At 70.5% G+C, this 15,760-nt stretch carries 14 protein-coding genes; 9 read left to right on the top strand and 5 right to left on the bottom strand.

Annotation, left to right across the window (positions count from 1 at the left end):
* Positions 1-2: 2 nt before the first annotated feature.
* From JIX56_RS40980 to JIX56_RS40965, 4 genes are all read right to left on the bottom strand, one after another.
* Entirely contained in the window at positions 3-1,049 is a 1,047-nt protein-coding gene (locus JIX56_RS40980) for an LLM class F420-dependent oxidoreductase (RefSeq protein WP_257548679.1), read from the bottom strand.
* A complete protein-coding gene (locus JIX56_RS40975; RefSeq protein WP_257548677.1) occupies positions 1,046-2,170 on the bottom strand; it encodes a CaiB/BaiF CoA transferase family protein in 1,125 nt (374 codons plus the stop codon). The genes JIX56_RS40980 and JIX56_RS40975 overlap by 4 nt, the downstream gene beginning before the upstream one ends.
* Before the next feature lie 77 nt (positions 2,171-2,247).
* On the bottom strand, positions 2,248-3,882 hold the full coding sequence (locus JIX56_RS40970) for a long-chain fatty acid--CoA ligase (RefSeq protein ID WP_257548675.1): 1,635 nt from the start codon (positions 3,880-3,882) through the stop codon (positions 2,248-2,250).
* Positions 3,879-5,075, bottom strand: coding sequence for an acyl-CoA dehydrogenase family protein (locus tag JIX56_RS40965; RefSeq protein ID WP_257548673.1), 1,197 nt, complete (start codon positions 5,073-5,075; stop codon positions 3,879-3,881). Before JIX56_RS40965 ends, JIX56_RS40970 begins: the two co-directional genes overlap by 4 nt.
* Positions 5,076-5,271: 196 nt before the next feature.
* On the opposite strand from JIX56_RS40965, the gene JIX56_RS40960 reads away from it, so the two are divergent.
* From JIX56_RS40960 to JIX56_RS40945, 4 genes are all read left to right on the top strand, one after another.
* Positions 5,272-6,069 (top strand): crotonase/enoyl-CoA hydratase family protein, encoded by a 798-nt coding sequence (locus tag JIX56_RS40960; protein WP_257548671.1) that lies wholly within the window; start codon positions 5,272-5,274, stop codon positions 6,067-6,069.
* A gap of 61 nt (positions 6,070-6,130) precedes the next feature.
* Positions 6,131-7,297, top strand: a complete 1,167-nt coding sequence (locus JIX56_RS40955; protein ID WP_257551403.1) for a thiolase family protein — start codon at positions 6,131-6,133, stop codon at positions 7,295-7,297.
* A 35-nt stretch (positions 7,298-7,332) separates the two neighbouring features.
* A complete protein-coding gene (locus JIX56_RS40950; RefSeq protein WP_257548669.1) occupies positions 7,333-8,103 on the top strand; it encodes a 3-hydroxyacyl-CoA dehydrogenase in 771 nt (256 codons plus the stop codon).
* 110 nt (positions 8,104-8,213) lie between these two features.
* Positions 8,214-9,668 carry an aldehyde dehydrogenase gene (locus tag JIX56_RS40945; protein ID WP_257548667.1) on the top strand — a complete coding sequence of 485 codons (1,455 nt, stop codon included), beginning with the start codon at positions 8,214-8,216 and terminating at the stop codon, positions 9,666-9,668.
* Between the two features lie 113 nt (positions 9,669-9,781).
* On the opposite strand, the gene JIX56_RS40940 is transcribed toward JIX56_RS40945, so the two are convergent.
* The gene (locus tag JIX56_RS40940) at positions 9,782-10,591 is read right to left on the bottom strand and encodes a GntR family transcriptional regulator (protein WP_257548665.1); all 810 of its coding nucleotides are present in this window, start codon (positions 10,589-10,591) and stop codon (positions 9,782-9,784) included.
* 137 nt (positions 10,592-10,728) lie between these two features.
* On the opposite strand from JIX56_RS40940, the gene JIX56_RS40935 reads away from it, so the two are divergent.
* From JIX56_RS40935 to JIX56_RS40915, 5 genes are all read left to right on the top strand, one after another.
* Positions 10,729-12,045 (top strand): hypothetical protein, encoded by a 1,317-nt coding sequence (locus JIX56_RS40935; protein ID WP_257548663.1) that lies wholly within the window; start codon positions 10,729-10,731, stop codon positions 12,043-12,045.
* A gap of 57 nt (positions 12,046-12,102) precedes the next feature.
* Entirely contained in the window at positions 12,103-13,281 is a 1,179-nt protein-coding gene (locus tag JIX56_RS40930; protein ID WP_257548661.1) for a homogentisate 1,2-dioxygenase, read from the top strand.
* 13 nt (positions 13,282-13,294) lie between these two features.
* Entirely contained in the window at positions 13,295-14,047 is a 753-nt protein-coding gene (locus JIX56_RS40925) for an acetoacetate decarboxylase (RefSeq protein ID WP_257548659.1), read from the top strand.
* A 6-nt stretch (positions 14,048-14,053) separates the two neighbouring features.
* Positions 14,054-14,902 carry an alpha/beta fold hydrolase gene (locus JIX56_RS40920; RefSeq protein WP_257548657.1) on the top strand — a complete coding sequence of 283 codons (849 nt, stop codon included), beginning with the start codon at positions 14,054-14,056 and terminating at the stop codon, positions 14,900-14,902.
* Between the two features lie 110 nt (positions 14,903-15,012).
* A complete protein-coding gene (locus JIX56_RS40915) occupies positions 15,013-15,759 on the top strand; it encodes a maleate cis-trans isomerase family protein (RefSeq protein ID WP_306819908.1) in 747 nt (248 codons plus the stop codon).
* The last annotated feature ends 1 nt before the right edge of the window (position 15,760 follow it).

The raw sequence follows: 15,760 nt of genomic DNA, 5'->3' as shown, positions 1-15,760 counted from the left end.
CCTCAGGTGTTCGCTCGGTTCAGGGCCTCGGCGACGGTGGCCAGACAGGCCGCCTTCTCCTCATAGGTGACGCCGTGGGGGATGACGGACAAGGTGGTGACACCGCTTGCGGCGAAGGCGGCGAGCCGGTCGGCGATCCGGTCCACCGGTCCGAGCAGACTGGTCTCGTCGATCAGCCCGAACGGCACCTCGCCGGAGGCGGCTTCGGTCTCGCCCGAGAGATAGAGGTCCTGCACGGTCCGCGCCTCCTTCTCGTAGCCGAGCGCGCGGGCCTGGGCGTTGTAGAAGTTCTTCTCCCGGCTGCCCATGCCGCCGACGTAGAGCGCCGTGTAGGCGCGGATCCGGTCGGCGCAGGCGTCGAGGTCGTCCCCGACCGACGCCGGTACGCTCGCCACGACGTCGAAGCCGGCCAGCCCCCGCTCTCCGCGTCCTTCGCGGAGCTGGGCGAGGTTCTCGTCCGCGTGGGACGGTGCATGGAAGAGGGCGAGCCAGCCGTCCGCGATCTCGCCGGCCAGGCGGATGTTGCGCGGTCCGACGGCCGCCAGGTAGACGGGGATCTCCTCCCGCAGGGGATGGATGATCAGGCGCAGTGGTTTGCCGGGGCTGCCGCCCGGGCCCGGCAGGGGCAGCGGATAGTGCTCGCCCTCGTGACGGACGAGTTCGCGTCGTACGACGGCCCGTACGACGTCGATGTACTCGCGGGTGCGGGCCAGCGGCTTGCCGAATTCGACGCCGTGCCAGCCCGCCGACACCTGCGGACCGGAGACTCCCAGACCCAGATGAAAGCGGCCGTCCGACAGGGCGTCCAGGGTCGCGGCCGTCATGCCGGTCATCGCCGGGGGGCGGGCCGGGATCTGCATCACCGCCGAGCCGAGTCCGATCCGCGTGGTCCGGCCGGCGAGCCAGGACAACACGGTGACGGCATCGGAGCCGTAGGCCTCGGCGGCCCAGACGACGTCATAGCCGAGGCGCTCGGCCTCCAGGGCGAGTGCCAGTGGTTCGGCGCCTCCGTCTCGGCCCCAGTGGCCCATGCTCAGGCCCAGTCTCATCGGTTCTCTCCTGTGTGAGGGTGCTGGACGACGACCGTCGCGGCGAGCAGCCGGTCGGTCTCGGGGGCGTCGACTCCCCAGTGGGCGAGGGCGGTCCGGGTGTCCTGGCCCACCACCGGCGGGGGTCCCTGGATTGCGCCCGGGGTGCGGTCGAAGCGGGGCGCGGGCGCGGGCTGTCGTACGCCGGCCGTCTCGGTGAAGACCGAGCGTGCCGCGTTGTGCGGGTGGAGGTGCGCTTCCCAAGGGCTGAGCACGGGGGCCACACAGGCATCGGTCGGTTCGAACAGGGCGGTCCACTCGTCGCGGGTGCGCTCCTTGAACACGGCGGCCAGGCGCTGGCGCAGCTCGGGCCAGCGTTCGCGGTCGTACTGTGCGGGCAGGTCCGGATCGTCCGACAGACCGAGGCCGGTGAGGAGTTGGGCGTAGAACCGCTCCTCGATCGGTCCGACGGCCATGTGTCCTCCGTCGGCGGTCTCGTACGTCGTGTAGAACGGCGCTCCCCCGTCGAGCAGGTTCTCTCCCCGGTCCCCCTGCCAGTCGCCCGTCGCCCGCAGGCCGTGGAGGGCGGTGGTCAGCAGGGCGGCGCCGTCGACCATGGCCGCGTCGACGACCTGCCCCAGGCCTGAGCGCTCCCGTTCGTACAGTGCGGCCAGGATCCCGAGCGCCAGGAGCATGCCGCCGCCGCCGAAGTCCCCGACCAGGTTGACCGGCGGCACCGGGGGCCGGTCGGGCGGACCGATCAGGCCGAGGGCGCCGGAGACAGCGAGGTAGGTGATGTCGTGCCCGGCGCGCGGCGCGAGCGGACCGCTCTGCCCCCAGCCGGTCATCCGCCCGTACACCAGAGCGGGGTTGACTGCCCGGCAGTCCTCGGGACCGATGCCCAGACGTTCGGCGACCCCGGGCCGGAAGCCTTCCACCAGGACGTCGGCCCGGGCGGCGAGGTGCCTGACGAGCGCGGCGCCGTCGGGGTGCTTCAGGTTGACGGCGAGGGAGCGGCGCCCCCGGGCGAGCGGGTCCGTGGAACCGCGCGTGTCCGGGTCGACGTCCGAGGCACGGTCGACGCGGAGCACCTCCGCGCCGAGGTCGGCCAGGACGGTGCAGGCGAAGGGACCCGGGGCCATGCTGGCGATTTCCAGCACGCGCAGGCCTGCCAGCGGGCCACGTCCGACGGCGTTGGGGACTGTGGTTCCTTCGCGGTTCACGTGTACGTGCCGCCGATCTCGATGGTCATCTCGCCGTCCCGGTACAGCCGCCGGACGGCACGCTTGTCGTACTTGCCGACGCTGGTCTTCGGGATGGCGTCGAGGAACGTCCAGCGCTCGGGGATCCACCAGTGCGCGACCCGTCCTTCGAGGAAGTCCCGCAGCTCGGCCGGCGACACGGCGGCACCCTCGGCGAGCGAGACGCAGGCCAGAGGCCGCTCGTCCCACTGGGGATGGGGTACGCCGACCACCGTGGCCTCGACGACGTCAGGGTGTTCGGCGATGGCGTTCTCCAGCTCGACGGTGGAGATCCACTCACCGCCGCTCTTGATGCCGTCCTTGAGACGGTCGCGTACGACGATCCAGCCGCCGGGCCCGACGGTGCCCAGGTCGCCGGTGCGCAGCCAGCCGTCGTCGAACTTCTCCGCTGTGTTCTCGGCGTGCAGGTAGGATCCGGTCACCCAGGGCCCGCGCAGCTGGAGTTCGCCGACCGACTCTCCGTCCCAGGGCTGCTCGTTGCCGTCCATGCCCATGACGCGGACCTCGACCAACGGCATCACCCGGCCGCTCTTGACCAGCCAGTCGACGTCGTCCTCCGGCGCCGTGCCGCGCGGCGGCGCCGACCAGCTGGCCAGCGGGCTGGTCTCGGTCATGCCCCAGCCCTGGGCGAGCTGGATGCCGTAGCGCTCCTTGAACTCGGCGACGAGGGCCCGCGAGGGGCTGGAGCCGCCGCAGCCGGCGAGCCGGACGCAGGAGAGGTTCAGCGGGTGCTGTCGGCCGTGGTGCAGCAGACCGTTCCAGAGGACGGGGACGGCGGCGACTGCGGTGGGCCGCTCCTCGTCGATGATGCGGGCGAGGTCGGGGACGGTGAGATGCCGTCCGTTCATGATGATGTCGGCGCCGGCCAGCCAGCCGGCGTAGGGCCAGCCCCAGGCGTTGGCGTGGAACATCGGCACGATCGGCAGGATCCGGTCGCGGTCGGACATGGCCGCGGCGTTTCCGCTGGAGATGCCCAGGGTGTGGAGCAGGATCGAGCGGTGGCTGTACGCCACGCCCTTCGGGTCGCCGGTGGTGCCGGTGGTGTAGCACAGGGCGGCGGCGGAGCGTTCGTCGACATCGGGCCAGGCGAAGCCGGGCTCCTCGGCGTCGAGCAGCGCGTCCCAGTCGTGGACCTGGATGTGGTCGGGCAGGTCGGGCGTCGCGCCCTCGCCGACCACGACGACGTGGCGCACGGTGGGGAGATGGTCGCGCACCTGGCCGAGCAGGCCCAGCAGCGTCGAGTCGACGACGATGACCCGGTCCTCGGCGTGCTCGATGATGTAGCCGAGCTGGTTGGGGTGGAGGCGCAGGTTCAGGGTGTGCAGGACGGCGCCCATGGACGGCACCGCGAGGTAGGCGGCCATGTGCTCCAGCGTGTTCCAGCACAGGGTCGCGACCCGGTCGCCGCGCTCGACACCCAGCCGGGTCAGGGCTGCGGCCAGCCGCTCCGCCCGCTCGGCGGTCTCGGCGAAGGTCCAGGACCCGCCGCCGTCCTGGGTACAGCGCACCACACGACTGAGTGCGTGCACCCGCTGCCCGTGCCGTACTAGGTCCCCGACCTGCAGGTCCCGGTCCATCATGGTGCTCTTCATCGGTTCGACTCCTTTGTCGCGACGGCTCTGAGTGCTCGGCGGGCGATCGACCAGCGATGGGTCTCGGACGGGCCGTCGTAGATGCGGAAGGGCCGGACTTCACGCAAATAGGCCGCCAGGGGCAAGTCCGCCGAGATACCGAGAGCGCCGCACACCTGTACGGCGCGGTCGACGATCCGGCCGACGGCCTCGGCGGTGAAGGTCTTGGCGACGGAGGACTCGTGCTTCCCGGAGCGGCCCTGATCGAGGACCCAGGCGGCCTCGCGGACGAGGGCCCGTGAGGCGGCTAGATCGATCTCGTTGTCCGCCAGCTGCTGCTGCACCATGCCGAGTTCACCGAGCCGACTGCCGAACGCGGTGCGCTCGGCCGCGTAACCGAGGGCCAGCTCGTGGGCCCGGTGGGCCAGGCCCAGCCAGCGCATGCAGTGGGTGAGCCGGGCCGGGGCCAGACGCACCTGGGCGTAGGCGAAGCCCTTGCCGACTTCGCCGAGGACGGCGTCGTCCCCGACTTCGCGGCCGTCCAGTTCGATCTCGCAGTGCCCGCCGGTGAAGCCCTGGTCGAGGCTCGGTATGTGCCGGACGAGGCGGAAACCAGGGGTGTCGGTGGGTACGAGGAACATGGTCGCCGCCGGATCGGAGTCCGTGCCGGTGCGCGCCATGACGATGGCGAAGGCGGCTCCGTCGGCGCCGGTGATGAACCACTTGCGGCCGTCCAGCACCCAACCCCGGTCCGTCCGACGAGCGGCTGTGGCCAGCTGGGAGGGATCCGATCCCGCGCCGGGCGCGGGTTCGGTCATCGCGAAGCAGGACCGCACGCCCCCGGCGGCCAGCGGCTTCAGGAAGCGGTCGCGCTGTACGGCGTCGGCGACCTTCTCCAGCAGCAGCATGTTGCCCTCGTCGGGCGCCGCGCAGTGCAGGGCCAGCGGGCCCAGAAGGCTGCGGCCCGCCTCCTCCAGGACCACGGACTGTCCGCGCAGGTCGAGGCCGAGGCCGCCGAGATCCTCCGGGACGGTCGGGGCGAAGATCCCCGCCTCGCGGGCGGCCCGCTGAAGCGTGCGTCGCAGGGCGTCGTCCGGCGCGCTCTGCCCGCGGAGCATCTCCGCTTCGGCGGGGAGCACGGTCGTCCGGACGAACTCCGCGGTGCGGTCTCGCAGTTCGACGAGCTCGGGCTCAAGGGTGAAATCGATCGCCATGGGGTCCTCGCGGCTCTTGGAGTGGCGATTACTTAACGTTCGTTCGAACGCTATGAGCGGATTGCCGCACAGGTCAAGCTCTCGAAGGGAGAAAACGCCCGCACAGAGACGGAAACCTTGACGTCGCCAGCTGGTCGACTCTAGCGTTTCTAACGAGCGTTAAATAGAGCTCTAGCAACCGAAGGAGTCGCGCATCATGCCGACAGCCGAAACGGACGCACCGACGCCGGTGGTCACGCTGGAGCGACGCGGCGCCGTCGCTCTGATCACGCTCAACCGACCCCGAGCCCTCAACGCCGTGAACGCGGACCTCTCGGCAGCCCTGGGTACGGCCCTGGAGGAATTCGACGCCGACCCGGACCTGCGGGTCGCGGTGGTGACCGGCACAGGGCGGGCCTTCTGTGCGGGCATGGACCTCAAGGAAGCGGCGGCGGGGCGCTCCGTGAACGATCCGCTGCATCCCGAATGGGGCTTCGCGGGCATCGTCCGGCACCCGGTCGGCAAACCGCTCGTCGCCGCCGTCAACGGACCCGCGCTGGGTGGCGGCGCCGAGATCGTCCTGGCCTGCGACCTGGTGGTGGCCGACGAGAACGCAACCTTCGGAATGCCCGAGGTGCATCACGGGCTGTTCCCGGCCGCGGGCGGGGTGCTGCGGCTCCAGCACCGGGTGCCGCGCAACATCGCCCGGGAGATCGCGCTCACCGGAACCCCCGTGGACGCCGCCACGGGCGCGCGGTGGGGCCTGTTCAACCAGATCGCGCCGGCGGGCAAGTCGGTCGACGTCGCTCTGGAGCTCGCCGAGCGGGTGGCGTCCGCCGCACCCCTGTCCGTGCACGTGGTGAAACGACTCATGTCCTGGAGCGAAGGCCGGAGCGAGGCCGAGGCCTGGATCGAGAACGACCGCGCTTTCCAGGAGGTCCTGGCCGGCGACGACGCGAAGGAAGGTCCCCTCGCCTTCGCCGAGAAGCGCGCACCCCGATGGGCCGGGCGCTGACCTTCGGCCCCGCCGCACCCACCAGTCGGCCCGTAGCAGTAAAGGATCTCTGATGCCCTACATCAACGACGCCGTCATCGTTGACGTGGTTCGTACCGCGTCCGGCAAGGGAAAGCCGGGCGGCGCCCTGTCCGGCCACCACCCCGTCGACCTCCTGGCCACCGTGCTCGCCGCCCTCGTCGAACGCAACGGTCTCGACCCCGCCCTGGTCGACGACGTGATCGGCGGCTGCGTCTCCCAGTCCGGCGAGCAGGCCCTCAACATCACCCGCACCGCGCTGCTGGCGGCCGGCTTCCCCGAGTCGGTGCCCGCGACGACCGTCGACCGGCAGTGCGGCTCCAGCCAGCAGGCCGGGCACTTCGCGGCTCAGGGCGTGATCGCTGGGGCGTACGACATCGTGATCGCGTGCGGCGTGGAGTCGATGAGCCGGGTGCCGATGGGCTCCAGCTCGGCGGGTGCCGACACCTCCGGCAAGGGGCTGCTTCGCCGCTACCCGGAGGGACTGATATCCCAGGGCCTCTCCGCCGAACTCCTCGCCGTCCGCTGGAAGCTGGAGCGCGAGGAGCTCGACGCCTTCGCGGCCCGCTCCCATCAGCGTGCCTGGGCGGCGACGGAGACCGGCGGCTTCGACAAGGAGATCGTCCCCGTCGGCGGCCACACCGCGGACGAGACGGTCCGGGCGACGACCACCGCGGAGGGCCTGGCCGGCCTCAAGCCCGCCTTCACCGGTGTCCCCGGAGCCGAGCGCTTCCCCGAGATCGACTGGCGCATCACGCCCGGCAACTCCTCCCCGCTCACCGACGGCGCCTCCGCCGCCCTCATCATGAGCGCCGCCACCGCCGAACGCCTCGGTCTGCGCCCCCGTGCCCGCTACCACTCCTTCGCGGTCTCCGGCTCTGACCCACTGCTGATGCTCGACGGAGTCATCCCGGCCACCCACAAGATCCTCGAACGCTCCGGCCTGTCGATCGACGCCATCGACGCCTACGAGGTCAACGAGGCCTTCGCGCCCGTGCCCCTGCTGTGGCAGCGCGAGTTCGACGCCGACCCCGAGCGTCTCAACCCGCGCGGCGGCGCCATCGCGCTCGGCCATCCGCTCGGCGCCTCCGGCACCCGGCTGCTCGCCACCCTGGTCAACCACCTGGAAGCCACAGGCGGCCGCTACGGCCTGCAGACCATGTGCGAGGGCGGCGGCATGGCCAACGCCACGATCATCGAACGCCTCTGAAGGTCCGGAACAACTCCCAGCGCAGGAGAGTCACCATGAACATCGCAGGCAGCGTCGCCCTCATCACCGGCGGGGCCTCTGGCCTCGGTCTGGCTACCGCCCGGCGGCTGCTCGACGCCGGAGCGTCGGTGGTCCTGGCCGACCTTCCCTCCTCCGACGGCAAGGCGGTCGCCGCCCAGTTCGGCGACGAGCGGGCCGTCTTCGCGCCCACCGACGTCACCAGCGAGGCCGACGTGAGTGCCGCCATCGAGGCCGCCGCCGGGCTCGGCGACCTGAGAATCACCGTCAACTGCGCCGGCATCGGCACCGCCGCCCGCACCTTGAGCAAGAGCGGCCCCTTCCCGCTGCCCGACTTCGCCCGCACGATCCAGGTCAACCTGATCGGCACCTTCAACGTGATCCGGCTGGCCGCCGAGAGGATGGCGGCGCAGGAGCCGGCCGAGGGCGGCGAGGAACGCGGAGTGATCGTCAACACCGCTTCCGTGGCCGCGTACGACGGCCAGATCGGACAGGCCGCCTACTCCGCCTCCAAAGGCGGCGTGGTCGGCCTCACCCTGCCCGTGGCCCGGGACCTGGCGGCCCACCGCATCCGCGTCATGACCATCGCCCCGGGACTGTTCGAGACGCCGATGCTCGCAGGGCTGCCCGAGGACGCCAAGGCATCCCTCGGCGCCCAGGTCCCCCACCCCAGCCGCCTCGGCCACCCCTCCGAGTACGCCGCGCTGGTCCAGCACATCGCCGAGAACCCGATGCTGAACGGCGAGGTCATCCGGCTGGACGGAGCGATTCGCATGGCTCCTCGATGACACAGCCACGTTCAGAGCGTATATTCACATATGAATAGTCGTTTAGGAGGCTGTCCGGGCGCGCGGACGAGGCCCGGCAGCCTGCGGACCCCCACGCAGGGAACATGCACATGGACAGCTTCACGGAGCACACCTCCTTCTACATCGACGGCGGCCTGCAGCAGCCGCTCGGCTCAGAGACCTATACGGTCATCGGCGCATCCACCGAGGAACCGATCGGGCGCGTCCCCGTCGCCGGCGGCAAGGACATCGACGCCGCGGTGACCGCGGCCCGCCGCGCACTGGACACCCCCGGCGCCCCCTGGCCCACGGCGAGCCCCGCCGAGCGCGCTGACGCGATGGAGCGGTTCGCCGACGCCATCCAGGCGCGCGCCGACCAGTTCGGCCGACTGGTCTCCCGCGAGAACGGCATGCCGATCGCCATGTCCCCGCAGGCCAACGCCCACAGCACGGCGGCGATCCTCAGGTACTACGCGGGCCTCGCCCGCACCTTCGAGTGGGAGGAACGGCGCCCCTCCTTCACCGGCACCACCACGCTGGTCCGACGGGAACCGGTCGGGGTCGTGGGGGCGATCGTGCCGTGGAACTACCCGCAGACGCTCGCGATCATGAAGGTCGCGCCCGCGCCCGCGGCGGGCTGCGCGATCGTCCTCAAGCCCGCGCTGGAGACCTCGCTGGACGCGTACCTCCTGGCCGAGGCCGCCACCGAGGCGGGCCTGCCGCCCGGCGTACTGAACATCGTGCCCGGCGCCCTCGAAGCAGGTGAGTCCCTCGTCGCCCACCCCGGCGTCGACAAAATCGGCTTCACCGGTTCCACTCCGGCCGGCCGGTCGATCGCCGAGGTCTGCGGGCGACTGCTGCGCCCGGTCACCCTGGAACTGGGCGGCAAGTCGGCGGCGATCGTCCTCGACGACGCCGATCTCGACGCCACCATCAAAGGGCTCCCGGGTGTCTCGTTCTTCAACAACGGCCAGACCTGCTACGGCAGCACCCGGCTTCTCGCACCCGCGAGCCGCTATGCCGAGATCCTCGACGCCGTCTCCGCCATGGCCTCCGGCCTGCAAGTCGGTGACCCCCTCGACCCGGCCACCGAAGTGGGGCCCGTGGTCTCCGCCGCCCAGCGTGAGCGCATCGAGAGGTACATCGCGTCCGGCCACTCCGAGGGCGCCCGGCTCACGGCCGGCGGCGGACGCCCGGCCGGCCTCGACCGCGGGTGGTACGTCGAGCCGACGGTCTTCGCCGACGTGCGGCCCGACATGACCATCTTCCGCGAGGAGATCTTCGGTCCCGTTCTCGTCGTCACCCCCTACAGCTCGGACGACGAGGCGGTCGCTCTCGCCAACGACTCCGACTACGGGCTCGGCGGCACGGTCTGGACCACCGATGAGGAGCGCGGCACGGCCATCGCCCGCCGGGTGCGCACCGGCAGCATCGGCGTCAACGGCTACCGCCTGGACTTCAACTCCCCCTTCGGCGGCCGCCGCGCCAGCGGCCTGGGGCGCGAGCTGGGCCCCGAAGGCCTGAACGCGTACCTGGAGTTGCAGTCGGTGTACCTGCCGGCCTGACGCGACACGCACGGACGGCGCCCAGGAGCCCCTATGCCCCTGGGCGCCGTCCTCGTGTCCGTCGCACGCCCAAGGAACCGTCGAAAACCCGGGCGTTCAGGCCCGCCGGCCGGTCAGCCCTGCTGGCGGCTCGGGATCACCCAGTACCCCTTGTGCACGTCGCGGACTTCCTCGCGCACCGGCAGCTTCGGGTCGACATACGCCCTTATCCACTCGACGGGGGCGTCGTTCTCATCGAGCAGTGTCAGCACGCACACGGACACCGGCGTGTCGAGGTACAGACCCAGGTGGCGGGAGACGATCGGCGGCGCGGTACCGGCGTGCAGCCGTCTGCGGATCGTGGTGACGTCGACACCCTCCGCGGCCAGGATCGACATCATGGGCTTGGTCTTGAGGTCTTCGAGGCTGTGGCGCTCGCCCAGTTCGGGCAACTGCACATTGTGCGAGACGACGTGCGGAAGACCCCGGTAGATCCGCAGCCGGACGCACTGCCACAGCTTGCTGCCCGGCGGCAGCCCGAACACCCGGCAGGCCTCGGCGGGGGCGACATCCACGCCGACCTGCAGCAGCTCATACCCGTACTCCGAGGATTCCTCCTCCGGGTAGAAGACCGGCAGGTCATCCTGGTCGCCAGGGCTCGGGGGCATGTAGACGGCCCGCGGACGCTTGCCGCGACCGCGCTCGACCAAGCCTTCCTCGCCCAGACGCTCGAGCGGGGTCCGGGCCGTCACCACACTGACCTTGAAGCGCTCGGCCAGCTCGCGCTCGCCGGGAAAGTCCGTGCGGCCCACCCACAGCCCGTCGAGGATCTCCGCACGTAGCTGCCGGTAGATCTGCTGCTGCATCGGGACGTCCGGATTGAGGACGTCCCCGTCGTCCGCCGCGGGACTCGCGATCCCGTCAACACCGGACTCGTTCGACATGTACACGGCCTCTCCTGACCACAACTGCGTGAGCGTCTCCAGGCCATTATGGCCGACCCTCACTTGACTTTCCACCTTTCCCATATGAATATGTGATTACGAGCTTTCCCTTGCTGGCGCCTTTGTGAGGACCCGACATGACTGCACAGAGCAGGTACCGACTCCCCGATACTCCGCTTCCCGAGTTGTTCGTCACTCCCGAGCGCCGGGCGCGAGGCAGCGTCAACGCCTACCGGACGGACCAGCTTCCGGCTGGGACGCAGCGTGAGTTCGTCGACATCACGGCTTCCGACGGGGCCTTCTCCTTCGGTCTCCTGCACCTGCCGCCGGGCCCGAAGCCCAAGACCGTCGCGGTGTTCATGCACCCGCGGGAGAACCAGTCCCGGCAGTACCTGAGCCCGTACCTGCTGGAGGCGGGATACGCGGTGTGGGGACAGACCAGCCGTGCACTGAACAACGACAGCGACATGGTGCACGAGGAGGTCGTCCTCGACACCGCGGCAGGCATCCGGATGCTCAAGGACCGCGGCTTCGAGAAGATCGTGCTCATCGGCAGCAGCGGCGGCACCTCCCTGCTGTCCTACTACCAGTGGCAGGCTGCCCTCCCGCCCGAGGAGCGCCACACCCACGGCCCGCACGGCACGCCGACCCGCTTCGCCACGGAGGACATGCCGCCGGCCGACTTCTACGTCGCCCTGGCCCCGCACGCCGGCGAGGGCATCATCATGCTCAACATGCTCGACCCGGCGATCGTCGACGAGTCCAACCCGACGGCGATCGACCCGGCGTTGGACATGTTCAACCCCGACAACGGCTACCAGCCGTTCCCGGAGCCGAGCAAGTACGACACCGAGTGGCTCGCCACCTACCGCGAGGGCCAGCGTGCCCGCGCCCGCCGTCTGGATGTCATCGCCCGCTCCCTGATCGCGGACTACGAAGAGGCGAGGCAGGCCGTCGACCGGGAGAAGCTCGGCTCGCCCACGGCTCGCAGGGCACTGATGTCGCCGTATCTGAGCATCTACGGAACGGTCGCCAACCCGGCACACACGGACCCGAGCATCCACCCCAACCACCGCGTGCCGGGGAGCATCTTCTCGGGCGGCCATCCGTTGCGGGGCTCCTACGGCCCCAACGCGCTGGGCCGGATCCTGACCGCACGTGCCTGGCTGGCGACCTGGAGCGGTCTGTCGGCCCAGGCCGAGTGGGCCCATGCCGCCGAGCACATCGACGTACCCACCCTGGTCGTCGCACCGCTCGGCGACACCGACGCCTACCCGGAGGAGCAGGAGGAGATCTTCTCCCGCATCCCGGCAGGTGACAAGACGTTCACGACCCTCGCCCACGCGCACCACTACCTCTTCCTGCTGCCGAACGCACCGATCGACTACAACCCGCGCGAGGCCGCCGGAGAGATCGTCACCAAGTGGCTGGGCGAGCGCCTCGACGCGTCCTGACGCCCTCACCGCCGAACCAGAGCACCACAGCACCACCCAACCCCCCTGGAGGCAGAAATGCCGTTCTACCGTTCCGTGGGACAGGTGCCCCACAAGCGACACGTCCAGTTCCGTAAGCCCGACGGCGGGCTGTACCGCGAGGAACTGATGGGCACCGAGGGCTTCTCGTCCGACTCCGCGCTGCTCTACCACACCTACGCTCCCACCGACGTTGTCGCGGTCGATGCCTGGGAGATCACGGGGCAGGGCACCACGCCCAACCACCCTCTCAAGCCCCGTCTGGTCCGCACCCACAAAGTGGACGAGGGAGGCGACGCAGTCACCGGCCGCCGTCTGCTGGCCGCCAACCCGGACGTGCGGGTCAGCTACGTCGTCGCCGATCGGCCCAGCCCGCTGTACCGCAACGCCATGGGCGACGAGATGTACTTCGTCGAGTCCGGCACCGCCCGCGTCGAGACCGTCTTCGGCTCGCTGGAGGTCGGCCCGCGCGACTTCGTCATCATGCCGACCTCCGCGACGCACCGGTGGGTGCCGACCGGTGAGGAGCCTGTACGACTCCTCATCGCGGAGTCGACCGGCGGCATCCGCCCGCCCAAGCGCTACCTGTCCGCCCGCGGCCAGTTCCTGGAGCACTCCCCGTACTGCGAGCGGGATCTGCGAGGCCCTTCGGAGCCCCTCGTCGTGGAGGGCGAGAACGTCGACGTGTATGTGCGTCACCGGGCCGGCGGCACGCGCTACACCTACGCCCACCACCCCTTCGACGTCGTGGGCTGGGACGGGCAGCTCTACCCGTACGCGTTCAGCATGGACGACTACGAGCCGATCATCGGCCGGATCCACCAACCGCCGCCGACCTTCCAGACCTTCGAGGCACCGGGCTTCGTCATCTGCTCGTTCGTGCCGCACAAGGTCGAGTACCACCCTGACGCGGTGATCGTCCCCTACAACCACGCCAACGTCGACTCCGACGAGCTGATGTTCTACGTGGAGGCGGCGGGCGGCGCGCGTGCAGGGCACGGCATCGAGACGGGCGCCATCACCTGGCACCCCGCCGGCTTCATCCACGGCCCGCACACGAACGAGCTGGAGAAGTCCGTCGACGCCTACAACGCCGGCCGCATCGAGATCAAGAACCTGCGCGCCGTCATGATCGACACCTTCCGCCCGCTCGACATCGGCGAAGCCGCCCTGGCCAGCGAGGACTCCGACTACCTCGCCAGCTGGCGCAACGCCTGATCGGAGTCCTGTCATGCACGCAGATCAGGTCGTCAGCAGCCTGAACACACCGCTGACCGCGCCCGCCTACCCGACGCCGTCCGGCACCCGGTTCATCGACCGGGAGTACCTCAACATCGTCTACCGCACCGACCCGGAGGCACTGCGGGCCGTCGTACCCGAGCCGCTGACGATCGGCGAACCCCTCGTGCGGTTCGAGGTCATGCACATGGGCGACGTCGGAGGCTTCGGCCCCTACACCGAGGCCGGCATCGCGATCCCGGTGGACTTCGAGGGCGAGCAGGGCGAGTACCTGCACGCCATGTACCTCGACAACTTCCCGGCCACGGCCGGCGGCCGGGAACTGTCCGCCTATCCCAAGGTGCTGGGCACTCCACGCCTGTACGTCGACCACGGCACGCTCGTGGGCACCCTCGACTTCGGGACCCTGAGCGTGGCCACGGCGACCATGGGCTACAAACACCGGCGGCTCGACCCGGAGGAGGCTCTCCGGCAGATCACCGTGCCGACGTACATGGTGAAGATCGTGCCCGGCTATGACTTCAGGCCCCGCGTCGCCGACCTCGTCCGCACCCGGATCACCGACATCACCGTCAAGGAAGCCTGGACGGGCCCCGCCCGCCTCCAGCTCTTCCACCATGTCCTCGCCCCGCTCGCCGACCTGCCGGTCGTCGAAGTGGTCTCGGCGAGCCACATCCTGACCGACCTGTCGCTGGCCCCCGCCGAGCCGGTCTTCGACTACCTCACCCACGTCCCGAACGCCTAGGAGGCGATGACGATGTCACCGGACAACCCTGCGTCGCGTCCCTCCGCAAGCCGCGGACTGCATCTCCGCCACGGTGGGGGGCCCGACGGGCCGGTGCTGGTGCTGCTCCACGGCGGCCTGGGCGACGGCCAGGTCTGGAAGGCCGTCGAGGGCCTCCTGCGGGAACGGTGGCCGGGCAGCTGGCTGGTGCCGGACCTCCCCGGGCACGGGCGCTCGCCGCGTCTGGCCCACTACAGCTACGGCCGGATCGCGGCCGAGGTCGCCGACGCCGTGACCGAACAGGTGCCCCGCGGCGTACCGGTACACATCCTCGGCCACTCCCTCGGCGGCGTGGTCGCCCTCACGCTCGCCAGCGGGTGGTTCGGCATCGACGTGACCACCGTGTGCGCGATAGGCGTGAAACCGGTCTGGTCCACAGAGGAACGGGACCTGATGACCACCGCGGCCGCCGCCCCCGCGCCCGTCTTCGCCACGCGGAACGATGCCCTGGGGTTCGTACTGAGTGCGGCCGCGATGAGCGACGTGGTGACAACGGACTCCCCCTTGTGCGACTCCCTGGTGATCGGCGACGGGGACCAGTGGGAGCCCGTGGCGGACCCCGCTGTCCTGTCCGTCGGTGCCTCGGATCTGCCCGGGCTGATAGCGGCCTGCAAGGCGCAGGAGATCGTGCTCGCCGCCGGGGAACACGACCCGCTCTGCCGGCCGTCCGACCTCGTCAAGGCATATCCCGAGGCCGCCGTGGTCGCCGGAACGGGGCACTATCCCCACCTCCAGAGCCCCGAGGCGATCTGGTCGTCGCTCGACCATCTGCTGCAGTCCACCCTCCACGCGGAGCGAAGCACTCTGCCTACCTGACCCCCCGGTCGCCGGCCTCGCAGCCGGCCGTCCCTCACTCCGTCATCCCCCCGTCATCCCCCGCCGGTCGGCGTCTGCCACGTCGCGGGCCGGCTTACGAAGGAGCAGTCATGTCCAGTCACCGGATCGGCCTGCTGGTGCCGAGTTCGAACACCACCATGGAGACCGAGATCCCGGAGATCCTCCGTCGGCAGAGCGCGCTGACGGGTGATCAGTTCACTTTCCATGCCAGCCGTATGCGGATGAAGACCGTCGAGAAGAGCGAGCTGGCCGCGATGAACGCCGACGCGGGCCGCGCGGCGGTTGAACTCGCCGACGCGCAGGTCGAGGTGATGGCGTACGCGTGCCTCGTCGCGATCATGTCCCAGGGCAACGGCGTGCACCGGGGCATCGAGGCGGACCTGACCCGCACCGCGGCGGAGAACGGCTGCGCGGTGGACGTCCTCTCCAGCGCCGGCGCCCTGGTGGAGGGACTGCACCACCTCGGCGCCAAGAAGGTGTCCATCGTCACGCCCTATATGAAGCCGCTGACCGCCCTGGTGGCCGGCTACATCGAGTCCGAGGGCATCGAGGTCCAGGACTCCATCAGCCTGGAGGTCGACGACAACCTCGCCGTCGGCCGCCTGGACCCGTCCCGGCTGCCGGACATCGCGGCCGGACTCGACACCCGCGGCGTGGACGCCGTCGTGCTCTCCGCCTGCGTCCAGATGCCCTCCCTTCCCGCCATCCCTGACGCGGAGAAGCGTCTCGGTCTGCCTGTCGTCACGGCGGCCGCGGCCACGTCCTGGAAGGTGCTGCGCACCCTCGGCCTGGAGACCGTCGCCGACGGCGCCGGCGCGCTCTTCAAGAAGAACTGAC

Source organism: Streptomyces sp. CA-210063 (assembly GCF_024612015.1).
Lineage (GTDB): Bacteria > Actinomycetota > Actinomycetes > Streptomycetales > Streptomycetaceae > Streptomyces.
Note: the sequence above shows the minus strand (reverse complement) of the source record. Positions and strands in the feature narration are given on the sequence as shown.

Excerpts from the sequence above, each read along its gene's own strand:
- JIX56_RS40980 (WP_257548679.1), bottom strand. The coding sequence starts at position 1,049 with ATGAGACTGGGCCTGAGCATGGGCCACTGGGGCCGAGACGGAGGCGCC.
- JIX56_RS40975 (WP_257548677.1), bottom strand. The coding sequence starts at position 2,170 with ATGGCCCCGGGTCCCTTCGCCTGCACCGTCCTGGCCGACCTCGGCGCG.
- JIX56_RS40970 (WP_257548675.1), bottom strand. The coding sequence starts at position 3,882 with ATGAAGAGCACCATGATGGACCGGGACCTGCAGGTCGGGGACCTAGTA.
- JIX56_RS40965 (WP_257548673.1), bottom strand. The coding sequence starts at position 5,075 with ATGGCGATCGATTTCACCCTTGAGCCCGAGCTCGTCGAACTGCGAGAC.
- JIX56_RS40960 (WP_257548671.1), top strand. The coding sequence starts at position 5,272 with ATGCCGACAGCCGAAACGGACGCACCGACGCCGGTGGTCACGCTGGAG.
- JIX56_RS40950 (WP_257548669.1), top strand. The coding sequence starts at position 7,333 with ATGAACATCGCAGGCAGCGTCGCCCTCATCACCGGCGGGGCCTCTGGC.
- JIX56_RS40945 (WP_257548667.1), top strand. The coding sequence starts at position 8,214 with ATGGACAGCTTCACGGAGCACACCTCCTTCTACATCGACGGCGGCCTG.
- JIX56_RS40940 (WP_257548665.1), bottom strand. The coding sequence starts at position 10,591 with ATGTCGAACGAGTCCGGTGTTGACGGGATCGCGAGTCCCGCGGCGGAC.
- JIX56_RS40935 (WP_257548663.1), top strand. The coding sequence starts at position 10,729 with ATGACTGCACAGAGCAGGTACCGACTCCCCGATACTCCGCTTCCCGAG.
- JIX56_RS40930 (WP_257548661.1), top strand. The coding sequence starts at position 12,103 with ATGCCGTTCTACCGTTCCGTGGGACAGGTGCCCCACAAGCGACACGTC.
- JIX56_RS40925 (WP_257548659.1), top strand. The coding sequence starts at position 13,295 with ATGCACGCAGATCAGGTCGTCAGCAGCCTGAACACACCGCTGACCGCG.
- JIX56_RS40920 (WP_257548657.1), top strand. The coding sequence starts at position 14,054 with ATGACGATGTCACCGGACAACCCTGCGTCGCGTCCCTCCGCAAGCCGC.
- JIX56_RS40915 (WP_306819908.1), top strand. The coding sequence starts at position 15,013 with ATGTCCAGTCACCGGATCGGCCTGCTGGTGCCGAGTTCGAACACCACC.